Source organism: Nostoc sp. C117 (assembly GCF_043099735.1).
GTDB lineage: Bacteria > Cyanobacteriota > Cyanobacteriia > Cyanobacteriales > Nostocaceae > Nostoc.
Window position 1 is genome coordinate 6,209,644 of sequence record NZ_CP170991.1, and the last position, 16,105, is coordinate 6,225,748.

15 protein-coding genes are annotated in these 16,105 nt (G+C 42.4%); 6 read left to right on the top strand and 9 right to left on the bottom strand.

From position 1 onward, the window contains the following. Positions 1 to 47 precede the first annotated feature (47 nt). The gene (locus tag ACFG4S_RS26610) at positions 48 to 926 is read left to right on the top strand and encodes an SMP-30/gluconolactonase/LRE family protein (protein ID WP_392531933.1); all 879 of its coding nucleotides are present in this window, start codon (positions 48 to 50) and stop codon (positions 924 to 926) included. Positions 927 to 1,586: 660 nt separating this feature from the next. Here the strand turns inward: ACFG4S_RS26610 and pgsA are convergent. Further along, positions 1,587 to 2,105: a CDP-diacylglycerol--glycerol-3-phosphate 3-phosphatidyltransferase gene (gene pgsA, locus ACFG4S_RS26615; RefSeq protein WP_392531934.1), complete on the bottom strand. Its 519-nt coding sequence runs from the start codon at positions 2,103 to 2,105 to the stop codon at positions 1,587 to 1,589. A 174-nt stretch (positions 2,106 to 2,279) separates the two neighbouring features. On the opposite strand from pgsA, the gene ACFG4S_RS26620 reads away from it, so the two are divergent. Together ACFG4S_RS26620 and ACFG4S_RS26625 are read left to right on the top strand one after the other, a co-directional pair. Continuing rightward, on the top strand, positions 2,280 to 3,701 hold the full coding sequence (locus ACFG4S_RS26620) for an aspartate ammonia-lyase (RefSeq protein ID WP_392531935.1): 1,422 nt from the start codon (positions 2,280 to 2,282) through the stop codon (positions 3,699 to 3,701). Positions 3,702 to 3,819: 118 nt separating this feature from the next. Beyond that, positions 3,820 to 4,791 carry a DUF362 domain-containing protein gene (locus ACFG4S_RS26625; RefSeq protein WP_392531936.1) on the top strand — a complete coding sequence of 324 codons (972 nt, stop codon included), beginning with the start codon at positions 3,820 to 3,822 and terminating at the stop codon, positions 4,789 to 4,791. Between the two features lie 488 nt (positions 4,792 to 5,279). On the opposite strand, the gene ACFG4S_RS26630 is transcribed toward ACFG4S_RS26625, so the two are convergent. The 3 genes from ACFG4S_RS26630 to ACFG4S_RS26640 all read right to left on the bottom strand — a co-directional run bounded on the left by ACFG4S_RS26630 (position 5,280) and on the right by ACFG4S_RS26640 (position 8,515). After that, positions 5,280 to 6,761, bottom strand: coding sequence for an HlyD family efflux transporter periplasmic adaptor subunit (locus tag ACFG4S_RS26630; protein ID WP_392531937.1), 1,482 nt, complete (start codon positions 6,759 to 6,761; stop codon positions 5,280 to 5,282). A gap of 267 nt (positions 6,762 to 7,028) precedes the next feature. Next, positions 7,029 to 7,904, bottom strand: coding sequence for an SDR family oxidoreductase (locus tag ACFG4S_RS26635; RefSeq protein ID WP_392531938.1), 876 nt, complete (start codon positions 7,902 to 7,904; stop codon positions 7,029 to 7,031). A 233-nt stretch (positions 7,905 to 8,137) separates the two neighbouring features. Further along, the gene (locus tag ACFG4S_RS26640) at positions 8,138 to 8,515 is read right to left on the bottom strand and encodes a hypothetical protein (RefSeq protein WP_392536088.1); all 378 of its coding nucleotides are present in this window, start codon (positions 8,513 to 8,515) and stop codon (positions 8,138 to 8,140) included. Positions 8,516 to 8,644: 129 nt separating this feature from the next. On the opposite strand from ACFG4S_RS26640, the gene ACFG4S_RS26645 reads away from it, so the two are divergent. Further along, the gene (locus ACFG4S_RS26645; RefSeq protein ID WP_392531939.1) at positions 8,645 to 8,833 is read left to right on the top strand and encodes a hypothetical protein; all 189 of its coding nucleotides are present in this window, start codon (positions 8,645 to 8,647) and stop codon (positions 8,831 to 8,833) included. A 205-nt stretch (positions 8,834 to 9,038) separates the two neighbouring features. On the opposite strand, the gene ACFG4S_RS26650 is transcribed toward ACFG4S_RS26645, so the two are convergent. After that, positions 9,039 to 9,941, bottom strand: a complete 903-nt coding sequence (locus tag ACFG4S_RS26650) for a S1 RNA-binding domain-containing protein (protein WP_392531940.1) — start codon at positions 9,939 to 9,941, stop codon at positions 9,039 to 9,041. Positions 9,942 to 10,047: 106 nt separating this feature from the next. After that, positions 10,048 to 10,791 (bottom strand): dienelactone hydrolase family protein, encoded by a 744-nt coding sequence (locus ACFG4S_RS26655; protein WP_392531941.1) that lies wholly within the window; start codon positions 10,789 to 10,791, stop codon positions 10,048 to 10,050. 320 nt (positions 10,792 to 11,111) lie between these two features. On the opposite strand from ACFG4S_RS26655, the gene ACFG4S_RS26660 reads away from it, so the two are divergent. Beyond that, positions 11,112 to 12,095: a GntR family transcriptional regulator gene (locus tag ACFG4S_RS26660; protein WP_392531942.1), complete on the top strand. Its 984-nt coding sequence runs from the start codon at positions 11,112 to 11,114 to the stop codon at positions 12,093 to 12,095. A 65-nt stretch (positions 12,096 to 12,160) separates the two neighbouring features. Next, positions 12,161 to 12,748 carry a Uma2 family endonuclease gene (locus tag ACFG4S_RS26665; RefSeq protein WP_392531943.1) on the top strand — a complete coding sequence of 196 codons (588 nt, stop codon included), beginning with the start codon at positions 12,161 to 12,163 and terminating at the stop codon, positions 12,746 to 12,748. Positions 12,749 to 12,841: 93 nt separating this feature from the next. On the opposite strand, the gene ACFG4S_RS26670 is transcribed toward ACFG4S_RS26665, so the two are convergent. The 3 genes from ACFG4S_RS26670 to clpP all read right to left on the bottom strand — a co-directional run bounded on the left by ACFG4S_RS26670 (position 12,842) and on the right by clpP (position 15,936). Next, positions 12,842 to 13,762 carry an alpha/beta fold hydrolase gene (locus tag ACFG4S_RS26670; protein WP_392531944.1) on the bottom strand — a complete coding sequence of 307 codons (921 nt, stop codon included), beginning with the start codon at positions 13,760 to 13,762 and terminating at the stop codon, positions 12,842 to 12,844. 125 nt (positions 13,763 to 13,887) lie between these two features. Further along, positions 13,888 to 15,228 carry an ATP-dependent protease ATP-binding subunit ClpX gene (clpX, locus tag ACFG4S_RS26675; protein WP_392531945.1) on the bottom strand — a complete coding sequence of 447 codons (1,341 nt, stop codon included), beginning with the start codon at positions 15,226 to 15,228 and terminating at the stop codon, positions 13,888 to 13,890. A 9-nt stretch (positions 15,229 to 15,237) separates the two neighbouring features. Further along, positions 15,238 to 15,936, bottom strand: coding sequence for an ATP-dependent Clp endopeptidase proteolytic subunit ClpP (gene clpP, locus ACFG4S_RS26680; protein ID WP_392531946.1), 699 nt, complete (start codon positions 15,934 to 15,936; stop codon positions 15,238 to 15,240). Positions 15,937 to 16,105 lie beyond the last annotated feature (169 nt).

Here is a 16,105-nt window from a genome sequence, read left to right on the forward strand (position 1 = left end):
AGGGCTACTGAAATTACTTTCTGTAAATACTGTTGTTGGTTGATAAAATGAGCCAGGTTTTGCAATATCCACTCCACAATGTTTTAGAAGCCCGCGCTCGGTTAGGGGAATGCCCAATGTGGGACTCGACTAAAAAGCTGCTTTACTGGGTGGATATTTTTAACCATCGGGTACATCAGTTCAATCCTGCTACGGGAAAAGACTTGTTTTTTGATGTGGGAGATGTAGTAGGGGCGATCGCCACAGCAGGTAGAGATAGATTAATTATGGCACTCCATCGTCACTTGGCATTCCTCAACACCCAGTCAGGTGAAGTTACTCCCATTTTAGAAATTGAAGCAAATCTGCCAAATAACCGTCTTAATGATGGCAAATGTGATTCTCAAGGTCGTTTTTGGTTCGGTTCAATGTGTGCTTTAGAAAAACCTCATGCTAGCCTCTATCGCTATGATGCTGATGGTTCATTACATGTAATGGAAACGGGATTAACTATCTCTAATGGTTTGGGTTGGAGTCCCGATGAAAAAACGTTTTATTTGAGTGATTCTCCTCACCAAAAGATATATGCTTATGACTTTAATTCAGTAACTGGCAGCATTACTAATCGCCGGATTTTTGTTGATTTAACTCATGAATCTTTCTACCCCGATGGGTTGACAATCGATAGTCAAGGAAATATTTGGTCAGCTATGTGGGATGGATGGTGTGTGATTCGTTTTAATCCCAAGGGTGAAGAGATATTGCGGATTAATTTACCTGTACAATTGCCAACTAGTTGCACTTTTGGCGGCGAAGATTTGCAAACACTCTACATCACTACTGCTTCAGTTGGACTCAGCCAAGGGGAGATTGACAAAAGTTTTTACTCTGGTGATTTGTTTGCTCTCCACACTGATGTTAGTGGATTACCTAGCTATGATTTTTAGGAATTTGGGATTGGAGATTGGAGATTCGTAATTGAGAAAGTCAGATTTAATTTGAAGTGTACATAACATAAATTTTATTTTTTAGCCTCAAGACAACAAAGTGCTAATAATTAGGTTAAAGATTGCATAAACTGAAAGGAAATGTTTGCAGTCAAAGGCTTTGGTAGTGGTTTTCCTTGTGCTTGGTAATCTTCAATCAAAAGTTCTAGCACTTCCTCACCATTATTGAGAGCATCCGCGTAGGTATTTCCATGAGTGTGTGCATAAGGGCCAAACTCAGGTAGGCTGACAATGTACTTTTTATCTTCGTCAAATCACTGAATTACAATACTATATTGTGGTTTCATTCCTCTTCTCCTTTGTCTTCTTCTTTCTCCAGTTGTTTTATTTCTATGAGCGCATTTCTAACATCTTTTTCCTGGTAACGATCTGCATCTGCTCCGTCTTTGCCAGACAAAGTGAGGCTGTAAAGTAGCAAAGGATGGCTCTACACTGTATGACTGTCTTTGCCACTTCTATAAGTGAATCCAACTTTTAGGAGCATTGCTTTTAGCTCCCGAATTTTCTTAGGCACTGTTAGAAATTTCTGACTACCTACAAATATTTTTTCATGATTATCTGCGAAAATTTCAGACCTAAGTGACAATACAGTATATATTTTCAATCAGCAGTGCTAACTTTTTGGGGTAAAAGATAAATACCCCCAGATATTAACGTCAAGGCAACAGAAACCCAAAAGGCAATCAGAGAGGGAGTTTGCCACACTTCAGGTAGTGGTGCAATTAGAAGGGCGATCGCCACTATTTGACTAACAGTTTTGAGTTTACCCCAAATGTTCGCTCCGGTAATGGTCGTTTGATTTACCCGCCAACCAGCGATCGCTAATTCCCGCGCTAAAATCAAAAATACTCCCCAAGCTGGCACTTTGCCTAATTCAATCAACACCATTAACGGCGCAAGTACCAGAAATTTATCCACTAAGGGGTCAAGAAATTTTCCCAACTCGCTAATTTGATTGAGTTTTCGCGCTAAATAACCGTCTAACCAGTCAGTCAATGCAGTAATGATAAAAATCGCCAAACAGATCCACCTAGCTTGAGGTGTGGGATTATATAAACCGTAAAGCAGAAATGGTACACCCAGAAGGCGAGAAAAGGTAATCCAGTTGGGTAGAGTCACGTTGCTTCGCTCCGAATTCAAAATTCAAAATTAATAATCCCCATAAATTTCGTTGCTCTGTCATAAGTAGTCATAGAGAAGAGGGGATAAACTGACTGCAACTTCTCCTTGTCTGCCCACTTTCTCCCTAAGCGTGGGAAAATCTGTTTTCTGAAGCTCTTTTAAAACAATACTATGACTCAATACACAGACTCCGAATTTCGCATCGAATCGGATTCGATGGGCGATCGCCAAATTGCTAGTAGTGTTTATTACGGCATTCAAACGCTACGCGCTATTGAGAACTTCCCCATTAGCGGGATAAAGCCTTTATCTACTTACGTAGATGCTTGTTTGATAATTAAAAAAGCTACGGCAATTGTGAATGGCGAACTCAGTTGTATTCCCCAAGATATTAGTCAGGCGATAATCCAAGCAACTGATGAAATCTTAGCTGGGAAGTTCCGCGATCAGTTTGTCGTGGATGTTTATCAGGCTGGTGCTGGAACTTCTCACCACATGAATGTCAACGAAGTTCTGGCTAATCGCGCCTTAGAAATTCTTGGTGAAGAAAAAGGCAATTATAAACGGGTGAGTCCTAACGATCACGTTAATTATGGGCAGTCTACTAATGATGTAATTCCTACTGCCATTAGGATTGGCGGTTTATTGGCACTTTCTCACACATTACACCCAGCTTTAGAGGAGGCGATCGCCTCTTTAGAAAACAAAGCTGTAGAATTTCAAGATATCGTCAAATCTGGTAGAACTCACTTACAAGACGCTGTACCCGTGCGTTTGGGTGAAAATTTTCGGGCTTGGGCACAAATCCTCGCAGAACACCAAAACCGCATTTACACTGCCTCTGGTGATTTGATGGTATTGGGTTTAGGAGGTAGCGCCGCCGGAACGGGGTTAAATACTCATCCTCTATATCGCGCCCGTGTAGTGGAAGTTCTCTCAGAATTGATTGACACTCCTTTAGAACCTGCACCTCATTTGATGGCAGCGATGCAGAGTATGGCGCCATTTGTCAATGTTTCCGGTGCTTTGCGGAACTTAGCCCAGGATTTAGCCAAAATATCTCATGACTTGCGGCTGATGGATTCAGGACCGAAAACTGGTTTAAAAGAAATTCAACTGCCCCCAGTGCAACCAGGTTCCTCGATTATGCCAGGGAAATATAACCCAGTGATGGCAGAGATGACATCAATGGTGTGTTTTCAGGTGATGGGTTACGACAATGCGATCGCCTTAGCCGCACAAGCGGGACAATTAGAACTAAATGTGATGATGCCGCTGATTGCCTATGACTTAATTCACAGTATCGAAATTCTCGGCAATACCATCGCTGCACTCACCAAATCTTGCATCCAAGGAATTACAGCTAACAAAGAACGTTGTTTAGCTTATGCCGAAGGCAGTTTAGCTTTAGTAACCGCACTCAACACCCACATCGGTTATTTAAATGCCGCAGCGATCGCTAAAGAATCTTTAGAAACTGGTAAATCCCTCCGCCAAATCGTTCTAGAACGAGGATTGATGAGTGAAACAGACTTAGCCACAGTCTTAAATCTAGAACAAATGAGTGGTATCTTACCCTTGAAGACAGAATAATAGGTTATGGGGCATGGGGCGTTAGGAGTGCTGAGTGCTGAGTTAGGAGTTTTGTTTATCTCGTTGTTCCCTTGTCCCCTTGTCCCCCAATCCCCAATCCCCAATCCCTATCAATACCATGCACACTCAAAAACCATCTGTTAGTCTCATTCGGGCTACATCCTACGAACGAGAGGCCTTACGAGAATCCTTAGTCATACTGCTGGAACCTTTTGGAGGAATGGCAGCGTTTGTGAAAAAAGGCGATCGCGTTTTACTAAAACCCAATCTACTTACAGGTAGCCGTCCTGGTAAAGAATGTATTACCCGTGCTGAACTAGTTTATGAAGTTGCCCAAATGGTAATTGAAGTTGGTGGTAAACCTTTTTTGGGTGATAGTCCGGCTTTTGGCAGTGCCAAGGGTGTAGCGGTGGCAAATGGCTATCTGCCTATTTTAGAAGAACTCAATCTTCCCATCATCGATTTTCACGGTCAGCGTTACCAAACTGCGAGCGACAATTTTAACCATCTGCGGCTGTCTAAAGAAGCAATGGAAGCAGACGTAGTGATCAACCTACCCAAAGTCAAATCTCATATGCAGTTGACACTGACGCTGGGCGTAAAAAACTTGTTTGGTTGCGTCCCGGGCAAAATGAAAGCTTGGTGGCATATGGAAGCTGGAAAAGACGCCAACAGATTTGCTGAAATGTTAGTAGAAACTGCCAGGGCAATTAATCCTAACCTAACCATCTTAGATGGCATCATCGGTCATGAAGGTAATGGACCAAGTAACGGTGAACCTCGCCAATTGGGCATTTTAGCAGCTGCATCAGATATATTTGCCTTAGATCGCGCAATGGTAGAAATCCTCAACGTTCCTCCCGAACAAGTGCCCACAGTTGCAGTTTCCCAAAGATTAGGAGTTTGTCCAGAACTTGCTGCCATAGAGTTTCCCAATTTAAATCCTGACTTATTAAAAATAGAAGATTGGCGGCTACCAGACAAATTAATGCCCATTGATTTTGGTATGCCTCGTGTAATTAAATCTACCTTTAAGCATCTTTACACCCGATTTATCAAGGAACCAATAAATGTTTACGCAAGGAAGTAAACGCAAGGAAGTAAAGAGGAGAGGGACACAGAAGATTACTTAGTCACCAATGTCCCAATTTCAAAATGCAAACTTGGTTAAAGGAATTTCATTTATTAGCAAATATACCAGGCGATTAGAAATCGTGGCTACACAAAGGTACGCCGTTGGGTAACCCGTTCGCGTAGCGTCCCGCAGGGAAGGAGAAGGGTAGACCGCCTATCGTGCTTGCGCTGCGCTTCACGCACCACGCAAACTCAAAGAATTTGAAACCCACGCAGGTGGCTTTTGTCTGTATAGCCAAGCCAGTGCGGTCTTCTCCCAAAGGGAGAGGCTAGCGCCTTTCCTTCTCTACGAGACGCTACGCGAACGGAACGCTATGCGAACGCGGAGCGTCTCGTAGAGAAGGGGGTTTCCCCCATGAGCAACTGGCGCGCGAATTACATTCGCCAGGGCAGCTGTGTTTTTACACTCAGTGAGATGCTCTTAAACATAGCCATACCAGATAACTACCTAACTGAAAATGCCTCGCTGAACCGCCGTGTCACAGGCTCGGTAATGAAGGTTAAAATCGACTTTTTACGAGTGACAATTTCACCCGTAGCAGCCATACCTGGTGTAAATTCTACTTCTTGACCACGAACATTGACTGCGTGTTTACATAGCTTAATTCTTGTGGGAAAAACTAAACCCAATTCTTTATCAACAATTGCGTTGGGACTGACTTGCATAACTTCGCCATCTATAGTCCCAAATTCTTGGAAGGGGAAAGTTGCCATTTTCACTTTCGCTCTCATCCCTTGACGAATAAACCCAATATCACGGTTGAGGACTTTCACTTCTAGGAGCATTTCTTCTCCTTCCGGCAAAATGGAAACTAATTCTTCACCTGATTGCACTGGGCCTTTAGTGGCTTTGACTCTGTAAATCGTACCACTCACGGGAGCCTCAATGGTTTCCAAAGCTTGCTGTTTTCTCGCTTGCTCTAATTGACCTTGAACAGTTGTCAGTTCTTCTTTACGCTTGTTTAGCTGGGTCAAAATTTCACTTTGGCGTTCTGATGCTACACGCTGGGCTTGATTTTGTGCGCCTTTATAAGCTTCTTGGGCTTGGCGAATTTCTTGGGCTTGAGCATCAATATCTTTTTCTAAAGATGTGACTTTATCTTGAGCTTCTGTGATTTTATTCTGGGCGTTGGTTACATCGTCTTGCGACCTGGTGATTTCTGTCTTTGCACGAGTTAATTTTTCTTGGGCATCCAAGTAATCGACACGAGGTACAGCGCCGGGAGTAATTAGGGTGCGTAAGCTCTTTTCTCTTTCTTGTGCAAGTGCCAAATTGCTTTCGATTTTAGTACGGATACTCTCGGCGTTAACGAGGTTGGTTTTAGCATTGGTAACGGTGCTTTTAGCGTTAACTAAGTTGTCTTGTAACCTAGTCAACCGGACTTTGGCTTGATTGATAATTGCTTGTTGGCGATTTGCTTCGGCTTCAGCTCCAGCTTGACGTGCTTGGAAATCTTGCAAGCGGGAGTTTAAAAGTTCATCTTGTAGTTTAGTACCAGTAAGTTTGCTTCCAGTGCGTTCTGCATCCAAACGTTGCAAATCGTCTTGAATCAATCTGGTAGATTTGGCTAAGCGGGAAACGTCGGTTTTCTGCAAATCCGGATCTTTTTGAATCAAAACTTGACCTTTAGTGACCCGATCGCCTTCTTGCACTTTCACAGCGACAATTGAGCCTCCACCCAAGGATGTCACTGGTCTTACCTGTGTAGAAGCAATTAATTCCCCTGGTGCTGTTGCTACTTCATCGATTTTGGAGAAATACGCCCAGGCGATCGCCCCAAATACAATCACGCTAATTGTTCCGGCTAATAATCTTGTATACAGCGGTGGTAATTCCTGTACCGCCTTACCCAATTCATAGGTAAGTTGTTCCTCTGGTTGAGCGAATCGCTCTTTTGTCTGACGTGCTTGAGCAGCATTTACCATATTATTTTTGTCCTTTGTTATTTTTTATTTGTCATTAGTCATTTGTCCTTTGTCCTTGGTTATTCACTAATGACTAAGAGCATGTCTGAAAACTTTTTTGTGTTGTATTTGAGACTTGTATATCCCCCTAAATCCCCCTTAAAAAGGGGGACTTTGAGATAAATTCCCCCCTTTTTAAGGGGGGTTAGGGGGGATCAGACGAAATATTTAATACTTCTCAGACATCCTCTAATGACCAATTACCAATGCCAATGACTTGTGTTTAATTCAAACTGCTAGATAACGCCGCAAAAAATTCTCTAATGTCTCCAATTGGAAGTTAAAAATCGCTTCTAAATTGGCAATTTCATCTTTGGTACAGAAAAATTCATTTGCTAGCAAGGTACGATAGGTTCCCACAGCTTTTTGCATTTGAGGATTAAATAAACCCAATGCACCTTGTAATCCATCAATGACAAATAGTGGTGAATTAATTATTACTGGCTCTTTAGCGAAGATCCGACCAAAAATGCGAGGAATATCTTCTCTAAATAAAATTTCCGGTCCTCCCACTGGGAAAATCTGGTTGCGAGCGCCTTCAACTGTTACAGAATCAACTGCTATCCTTGCTAAATCATCGGTGCTGATAATTGAGGTGCGATTTTTGCGATCGCCAATCAGCAAATACAATCCAGTTTCCCGAAATCGTTCCACTAGTGGTAGCAGGTTAGATGCTAATCCAGCTGGACGTAAAATTGTGTAATTTAAGCCACTAGCTACCAAATATCGCTCTACGGCTGGTTTGGCTTTAAAAACCGGAGCGTCTTCATAACCGCGATCGGCACCCAGTACGGAAATAAAGACAAAATGCTCTACGCCATTGGCTTTTGCTTGGTCAATGAGTTCAATATTAGCGCGGTAGTCTAAGGATAAAGCATCGCTATCAGAACCGTGAGCGCTGATAATATACTTGACACCCCGACCAGCCTTTTGAATATCTTTTTCCTCTAGCAAATCACCAATGAAGATTTCTGCACCCCGGTGTTCCAACTCGCTGTAGCGAGAGTTAAGCCGGACAAATGCCCTCACAGATTGCTCTTGTTGCCGTAATAGTCGCACAACTCTGCGACCAATGCCTCCGGTTGCTCCAGTTACTAGAAACATATAAAAACCTAAATTCAATAATTACAGCGTTAATAGTTGTCGAAATGCTCAATATATGCTCAAAACCCGTTTAGCAAAATTTAAACATGAGCATATTTTTATACTTAGTAACCATGCCCAAGATATCCTCACGCCAACTAAGCCAATAGGTCACACCTTATTTATCTTAATACGCTAAAAATTATCCCCCACATCTTTAAGTAGATGCAGAGGATAAGATAATTGGATTAGTTTTAGTAGTTTAACAAGTCGATTGCTTGTTCCAGCGACATTTTAGCCTTGTGTAAGTTCAACAGATTCTCTTGGTCATATCGGTCAGGATAGCTCATTTTCCTGCCCTCCAGCGTTATCCTAATGAGTGCTGCTTGCTCATCTGTGGGTGAATTCATCTCGTCAATAGCAGAATGGATTATCTGGATAGCGTTAAAGTTAGGGAATTTTAACCCTTTACCTTGCTTCATTTGTTGGAGCGCTAAAAGTGGAAATGCCATCAAAGTTACGATATACGAGGTTTTGTATCCTGCGTTCCCAGTAGGTTTGATGCCGTATCTCCGACACAAATCGCGTAATTCTTTAATGGTTTTGATTTCAAGTTCCGAACGCGTGAACATAAAATAGTAGTGTCCATTTTGCAAATTGGATATTAGTGGTTGTACTTCCGGCAAGTTGTAGCAACCACTAAAAACCAATTTAATCTGCTGCATACCAGTGATTCAAATTATATTTATATTTCTACATAAATGCCTAACCCTAAAGGTCATCCAGAAAATTTAAACCCATTCAAATCAGAGAGGGAAGAATCTTTAAGTGAGCGTCTTAACTTACGTGTCACAAAAACTATGAAGGAAGAACTATCCACAAAAAATGATCCTCCAGAATTTTGCCGTCGTGCAATTCAGGAAGCATTAGATAAAGATAGAGAAAAATGAATTATTAAAAGGACTCAGCCATCAAGCATATTGAGAAACAATATGCTTGATTGCGTGGGTAAAATACCAAAACAAAAAAGCAAAATGCCATTTGACTTTCTCAAAATGGCATTTTGCTTTTTTCGGTATGTAAAACTTTGGTTTTTTTGCAAATAGCCCACCACCATAATGTTAATGCTTTTTGGTGATGAGCATGTGTTTAAAACTATTCAGAAGCTTTGTTATTCGCTCTATTGGCACGCGCCTCAGCCGAAGCCATCACTTCATTCATATTCTCTAAAACTTCACCAGGAAAGTTTTCCAAAACTCTGGTAGAAAGAGCAACTCGCCCTTTACCTTCATCCAAATCAATAATTACAGCTTTAATTGGCTGACCAAGTTGAAATACTTTTTCGAGAGATTCAATGAATTTTTGGCTTACCTGCTTGATATGAAGTAAAGCGCTCATTCCATCTAAATCGACAAACACACCAAAAGGTTTGATGCCAGTAACTTTGCCTTCGACCAATTGACCTAATTGTAATAAGCTGAAGTTGCTAGAACGAGTTGCTAAGCGCTGGGAAAGAATGAGTTTATTGGTGTTTTTATTAATTTCCAAAAAGCCCACACTCAGAGTTTGACCTTTGAGTGCTTCTAAATTATCACGCTCTGCCAGGTGCGATCGCGGAATAAATCCCCGCAAAGACAGAATATCAACTGTGACACCACCTTTATTTACACCCATAACCTTTACTTGGACAGTCTGGGTATTTTCCTGCATTTCGGCCAATCGTTCCCAGATGTGCTGAATTTCCAACTGCTTTCGAGAAAGAGTAACTTGACCTTCTGCATCCTGATCTCGGATGATCAGAAACTCCAGCTCCTCTTGCAATGGCAGCACCTCCGATAAATCGGTCACTGCTCTCAAAGAAGCCTCATCGATGGGGAGAAAAGCTGACGATTTGCCACCAATATCGACATATGCTCCATCATGGTCAAGCTGGAACACTTTGCCACGTACAACCTGTCCCTTTTGAAACTGGTAGTCGTGTTTTTCTAGTGCTTTGGCAAAATCATCCATCGTAAACGGCGAATTGGCTGTTTGAGAAAGTTTCGATTCGGAATTCATGACTTTTGAAGATTAATTTTTATTCGATTGTCATTAGTCATTTGTCTTTTGTCATTTGTTATTGACTAATAACTAATAACTAATGACTAACTTGGTTGTATCGGCTTCAGTTCAGTTGACTAAAGAGTTCTTGCACCTGCACCCAAGCATCGGCTGTCGCTTTAGGATTATAACTGGCACGATGGTCACAGAAAAATCCGTGATCAGCTCCATCGTAGCGAAACACACGATGAGGAATTTTATATTTTTCTAACTCTGCTTCAATCTCATCTACTTGTTCGGCTGGGATGCTAGCATCTTCTTGCCCAAAAAAGGCATAGAGAGTACCTGTAATTTCTCTGGTGCGAGTCAGAGTAGGAGCGCCACCTCCTGGTATACGGGTGGTAATTCCAGCACCGTAGAAGGAAGCCGTAGCCTTAATGTCTGGTAAACTGGCTGCAAGATATGCGACATGACCACCAAAGCAGAAACCAATACAGCCAAAACTATCTTGTTTGATTTGGGGCAGACTTTTAAGGTAGTTAATTGCTAATTGAATATCGTTTAATAACTCTGATGCTTGAGTCTGTTCCCAAGCGTATTTTCTGCCAATTTGGACATCTTCGGGTGTGTAGCCAGTTTCAAAACCAGGGGCGATACGTTCAAAAAGTGCAGGGGCGATCGCTACATACCCAAGTTTGGCAATTCTTTCTGTAACTTCCCGAATGTGAACATTGACACCAAAAATTTCCTGTAATACTACAACTCCGGGGTAAGATCCAGATTCCTTAGGCTCTGCCAAATAAGCAGACACTTGAATATTATCTTGCAAAAGTTTAACCGTTGTGGTAATTATTGCTTGCTCTGTCATAATAATTTTTACCAGTGCTATGTCATTAATGGTGTGTTTATTTGATATAACTATGCCAGTATGTCCAGGTTATTTCCCATTAAATTACCAATTACCATAGTGAGCGCATTTAAATTTTGTACCCAAAAAATTTCATGTGTAAATCAAATATTTGACATCTATTAAATGCAGCTGGTCAACAAAGAGGAAAGGTGGCAGGAGGGCAGGGGAGCAGGGGCAGATGAGGGAGTCAATTATATTTATTCCTCCTCATCTCCCCATCCCCTGATCCCCTGCCGATTTTGTTCACTCGCTGCTACTAGTATTCAGGAGGTTTGGTGATGATTCAATTCCGTATTCAGCCAGACAGTGAAATTCCCGCATCAACCCAGCTGTTTAATCAAATTCGGTTTGCGATCGCTTCCCGGCAATATCCCCCGGCTTACAAATTGCCAAGCACACGAGCCCTGGCAATGCAAACTGGATTACACCGTAACACCATTAGCAAAGTTTACCGTCAATTAGAAGAAGACGGATTTGTTGAAAGTCTGGCTGGTTCCGGAATTTATGTACGTGCCCAAGGTCATGAGGGCGGTAGTAGGCTGCAATCACCAATTCTCAAGGAACATCCCGATGCATATAAAATTGTCCAAGAAGCACTCGATCAACTGCTCTCTCAAGGATGTTCGCTGAGTCAAGCTAGAGAGTTGTTTTTAGCGGAAATTGACTGGCGCTTACGTTGTAGTGCGCGAGTACTAGTTGCAGTCCCATCTCATGATATGGGTGCTGGTGAACTCATGGTGTATGAATTAGAGCGATCGCTGAAAATACCAGTCCAGTTGGTAGCAATGGAAGAATTAGCAGCGGTACTAGATAAAACTACTTCTGCCACAGTGGTCACAAGTCGATATTTTATCAGTGATGTGGAAGCGATCGGCGCTCCAAAAGCTGTACGGGTAATTCCTCTGGATATCTACGACTACAGCAAAGAACTCAATCTCTTGAAAACCCTACCAAAAGAAAATTGTGTAGGCATAGTTAGCCTCAGTTCTGGAATTGCTCGCGCGGCAGAAGTCATCCTCCACGGTTTACGAGGAGATGAACTACTGATTATGACTTCCCAACCAAAAGATGCCTATAAACTTCAAGCAATGGTTAAACGGGCTGAAGTAATCATTAGTGACCAAGCCAGTTTTACGGCTGTCCAAGCAGCAGTGCAAGCAGCTGACGAAGATATTATTCGTCCACCCAAGCTGATTAAAGTTGATAATTATATCGGCACTAACTCAATTAACTTGCTAAAACGAGAACTGGGTTTGGGTTAAATCTCAAAGTTGTGATTTCTAGCCAACACACAGTAGTAGTCTATCAATAAATAATTCGACCTAATATGAGCATTCCACTTCTAGATCAGCCCATACAAGAGAAACTAGTAACCGTCAATGATGTTTCTTGGGACGAATTCAAAGCTATTGAGGCACAGCTAAAGAACAATCGCAATGTCCGACTCTCTTATTTGTCAGGAATATTAGAAATTATCTCGCCCATTGGTGAAAAACACGAGTACGTTAAAAGAACTCTTAGCTATTTGCTAGAAGCTTACATGAGAGAGTTGGGTATCCGGTTCTACGGTCGTGGTGGTTTTACTCTCGAAGAACCTGGATATGCTTCCGGTACACCAGACGAATCTTACTGTATTGGCACCAATAAAGAAATGCCAGATATTGTTATTGAAATCATCGTTACTAGTGGCACTCTTGACCGTAAAGAATTATTCAAACCCAAGAAAGTACCTGAAGTTTGGTTCTGGAAATCTGACAAAATAAACATATTCTGGTTAAATTCGGTTGGCGAGTATGAAGAAGTAAACCGTAGTGGTTTCTTCCCGAATTTAGACCCAGTTTTGTTGCTGAAATATATTGGACATCCTGACCAGTACGATGCTGTTAACGAATTTGTGCAGGCTATCCGCAAATAACTTCTGATGCCAATTTGAAAGGTTGAGAAAAGAAGTAAATACTAAATTAAGTTTGACTAAGTTTAGATAAGTTTTATAAAGCAGATAAACAAGTTAACTGACCTGTGGCTGTGGAGTGTTAATTTGCAAAAACTCTTGTACTCGTTGCAGGTAAGTTGATGCATCTTCCAACATCGGAAAATGGGCTGTATTAGGAATAACTACAAACTCAACTTTCTCACTCAGTGCAGCTGCTTGACGCCCCATCTCGGCAGGAATAATCTTGTCATACTCCCCCGCTACCAGCAGAGTTGGCACTGTTAGCTTGGCAAACTCAAGCGGCATCACTTCAGCTTGAACTTTACTGACCGAAGTAAAAATTGTACCTAAAGCTGCATCGTAATCTGCTTCGAGAAAGTCTTGTAAAAAAGCCTTTCGTTCCGAATTTGGTATCGAACTATATAAAAATCTGGCCATAAACATCCGGTCAACAAATGGAATTTTGCTTAACCATTTGGGACGGAATTTGACTACATAGCCACCAAATTTATGAAAGGCACTAAAAGATTTTTCATCGTACTCAAAAATGCCGCTACAAGTTAAAATCCCTCGTTCCACCCGTTGGGGGTAGCGGTTAAAAAATAAAGTCGCAACAGAAGCGCCCATTGAATGAGCATGAATATAAACACGCTGAATATGCAACCCATCTAACAAAGCTGCCAAATCATCAGCGTATTCTTCTAATTCATAAGTTAACTCTTTGATTGCCTCTGATTCTTCCTGGGGTGACTGAGATTCAGCAACAGCTTCACTCGCTTGGGCAATGGTTGGCTTCCCACGAGAACGCCCAAATCCCCGCAAATCGTAGAGTAAACAATCAAATTGCTCTGATAAAGCATCAGCTGTATTTTGCCAATACTTAGCCGAACCAGCCCAACCGTGCATGAAAACCATCACTGGTTTTACTGAAGAACCAGATGGCTTTTTCACCCACTCATAGTAATGCTCTACGCCGCGAACTTTAATGTAAGGCATTTCTCATTAGTCATTTGTCACTTGTTCTTTGCCATTAGTCATTTATCGTTGGTACATGGTTATTAGTCGTTAGTTTTTGAGAAATGACTAATTATTAATGACCAATGACTAATGACTAATGACTCCTAGGCTGATTCTGGCTTCGGTAGTGAAGATGGATGCACGATCAGTTCGGCTGTCGATCGCTTCTCAACCATTTCCCGTGTTATTGTACAGCGTGTCACGTCTTTACGAGACGGTAACTCATACATCACATCCAGCATTAATTCTTCCACAATACCCCGCAGCGCTCTAGCACCGGTTTTCCGACGGTAGGCTTCTTGAGCGATCGCTCGCAGAGCATCTGCTTTAAAATCTAACTGGACATTATCCATCTTTAGCAGCTTTTGGTACTGCTTGACTAGGGCGCTGCGTGGTTCGGTGAGAATCGCCATCAGCGTTTCTTCATTTAGCGGATCTACCACTGCTACCATTGGCACACGCCCAATAAATTCTGGAATCATGCCAAATTTGACTAAATCATCGGGTTCTAGATGGCGGAGAGTGTCTGCGGCTCGTTTTTCTTTCGATTGACCTTCTCCTGGCTGCACAAAACCGATTGCTTTTTTGCCAACTCTCTGATCCACAACCTTTTCTAAACCGACGAAAGCCCCACCACAGACAAACAAGATATTACTGGTATCAATTTGGATACAGTCTTGATACGGGTGCTTGCGTCCTCCTTGGGGTGGTACGTTGGCGATCGTTCCCTCTAACATTTTCAGCAAGGCTTGCTGCACACCTTCGCCGGAAACATCACGGGTAATGGAGGGATTTTCACTCTTGCGGGCAATTTTGTCAATTTCGTCGATGTAGATAATTCCCCGTTGGGCTTCCTCTATATCCAAATCTGCCACTTGCAACAGTCGCAACAAGATATTTTCCACATCTTCTCCCACATACCCTGCTTCTGTCAGCGTCGTGGCATCGGCAACAGCAAAGGGTACATCTAAGATTTTAGCTAGAGTTTGGGCTAAGAGAGTTTTGCCGCAACCAGTCGGGCCGATTAACAAAATATTAGACTTTTGCAGTTCTATTGCATCATCTGCCCCAGCTTTACCACTGGCTTTGGACTGAATAACCGCCAGCCGCTTGTAGTGATTATAAACTGCGACTGATAGCACTTTCTTGGCTTCGTCTTGACCAATAACGTGTTCGTCAAGATACTTTTTAATCTCTCTAGGTTTGGGTATTTGATTAAACGAAATGCTAGAAGAGCGGGTACGCCGTTTTTGAGGTGGTTCTGCTCTTGGTGCGGGTTGGGCTGCTGCACCATTTGTATCCAGTAACTCCTCATCTAGTATTTCATTACACAAGTCAACGCATTCATCGCAGATGTAGACTCCCGGACCTGCGATTAATTTACGCACCTGCTCTTGAGACTTGCCACAAAATGAACATTTTAAATGGGAGTCGTACTTAGACATACCAGCCTCTTATTTCAGAATGGTGACGTTTTCCCCTGCTGTGGGAAGATTTTGCCTGGAAATGACCTGATCTATCAAACCGTAGTTCTTCGCCTCTTCTGCCGACATGAAAAAGTCGCGCTCAGTATCAGCTTCGATTCTTTCTAAGGGTTGACCAGTATGGTGAGCCATTAGCTGGTTCAATTTAGCCTTTACATAAAGAATTTCTCTAGCTTGAATTTCAATGTCAATGGCTTGGCCTTGAGCGCCACCAAGGGGTTGGTGAATCATAATCCGAGAGTCGGGCAGAGACATTCGCTTACCGGCAGCTCCTGCTGTCAACAAAAATGCCCCCATGCTCGCGGCTAATCCAAAACATATGGTAACAACATCAGGGCGAATTTGCTGTATCGTATCATAGATTGCCATCCCTGCGTAGACTGAGCCGCCAGGAGAATTAACGTACAGTTGAATGTCCTTTTCTGAGTCTTCAGCGTCCAGGAATAACAACTGAGCGACAATTGAATTGGCTACTGCATCGTCTATTGGCGTTCCCAAAAAGATAATCCGCTCTCGCAGCAGGCGGGAGTAGATGTCGAAAGCCCTTTCCCCCATACCAGATTGTTCTACCACCATCGGCACGATGTTGGTAGGGCTATTCAACTGGGAGTTAATGTTTATTCGACTTTGGTTGCTGATGGGGTAGTTTCCCGACTGCGATAGAAACATAGAAGATTTAACGATAATTGGGACAAGAGTCTGAGCAGCGGATGCTGCCTTTTTGACGAGTGGAATTTTTGTTTAAGCTACGTGTTAACCATTATGCCTCATATAAATTCCTCTCGTGTAACACAGTATCAAGCTCAGACGCTAACAGTGTCACTATTCGCTGATAATT

Bases quoted from the DNA above. Each gene is read 5' to 3' on its own strand.
- ACFG4S_RS26610 (WP_392531933.1), top strand. From the start codon at position 48: ATGAGCCAGGTTTTGCAATATCCACTCCACAATGTTTTAGAAGCCCGC.
- ACFG4S_RS26625 (WP_392531936.1), top strand. From the start codon at position 3,820: ATGCACACTCAAAAACCATCTGTTAGTCTCATTCGGGCTACATCCTAC.
- ACFG4S_RS26630 (WP_392531937.1), bottom strand. From the start codon at position 6,761: ATGGTAAATGCTGCTCAAGCACGTCAGACAAAAGAGCGATTCGCTCAA.
- ACFG4S_RS26665 (WP_392531943.1), top strand. From the start codon at position 12,161: ATGAGCATTCCACTTCTAGATCAGCCCATACAAGAGAAACTAGTAACC.
- ACFG4S_RS26670 (WP_392531944.1), bottom strand. From the start codon at position 13,762: ATGCCTTACATTAAAGTTCGCGGCGTAGAGCATTACTATGAGTGGGTG.
- ACFG4S_RS26640 (WP_392536088.1), bottom strand. From the start codon at position 8,515: ATGTTCACGCGTTCGGAACTTGAAATCAAAACCATTAAAGAATTACGC.
- ACFG4S_RS26645 (WP_392531939.1), top strand. From the start codon at position 8,645: ATGCCTAACCCTAAAGGTCATCCAGAAAATTTAAACCCATTCAAATCA.
- ACFG4S_RS26650 (WP_392531940.1), bottom strand. From the start codon at position 9,941: ATGAATTCCGAATCGAAACTTTCTCAAACAGCCAATTCGCCGTTTACG.
- ACFG4S_RS26655 (WP_392531941.1), bottom strand. From the start codon at position 10,791: ATGACAGAGCAAGCAATAATTACCACAACGGTTAAACTTTTGCAAGAT.
- ACFG4S_RS26660 (WP_392531942.1), top strand. From the start codon at position 11,112: ATGATTCAATTCCGTATTCAGCCAGACAGTGAAATTCCCGCATCAACC.
- ACFG4S_RS26635 (WP_392531938.1), bottom strand. From the start codon at position 7,904: ATGTTTCTAGTAACTGGAGCAACCGGAGGCATTGGTCGCAGAGTTGTG.
- ACFG4S_RS26620 (WP_392531935.1), top strand. From the start codon at position 2,280: ATGACTCAATACACAGACTCCGAATTTCGCATCGAATCGGATTCGATG.
- clpX (WP_392531945.1), bottom strand. From the start codon at position 15,228: ATGTCTAAGTACGACTCCCATTTAAAATGTTCATTTTGTGGCAAGTCT.
- clpP (WP_392531946.1), bottom strand. From the start codon at position 15,936: ATGTTTCTATCGCAGTCGGGAAACTACCCCATCAGCAACCAAAGTCGA.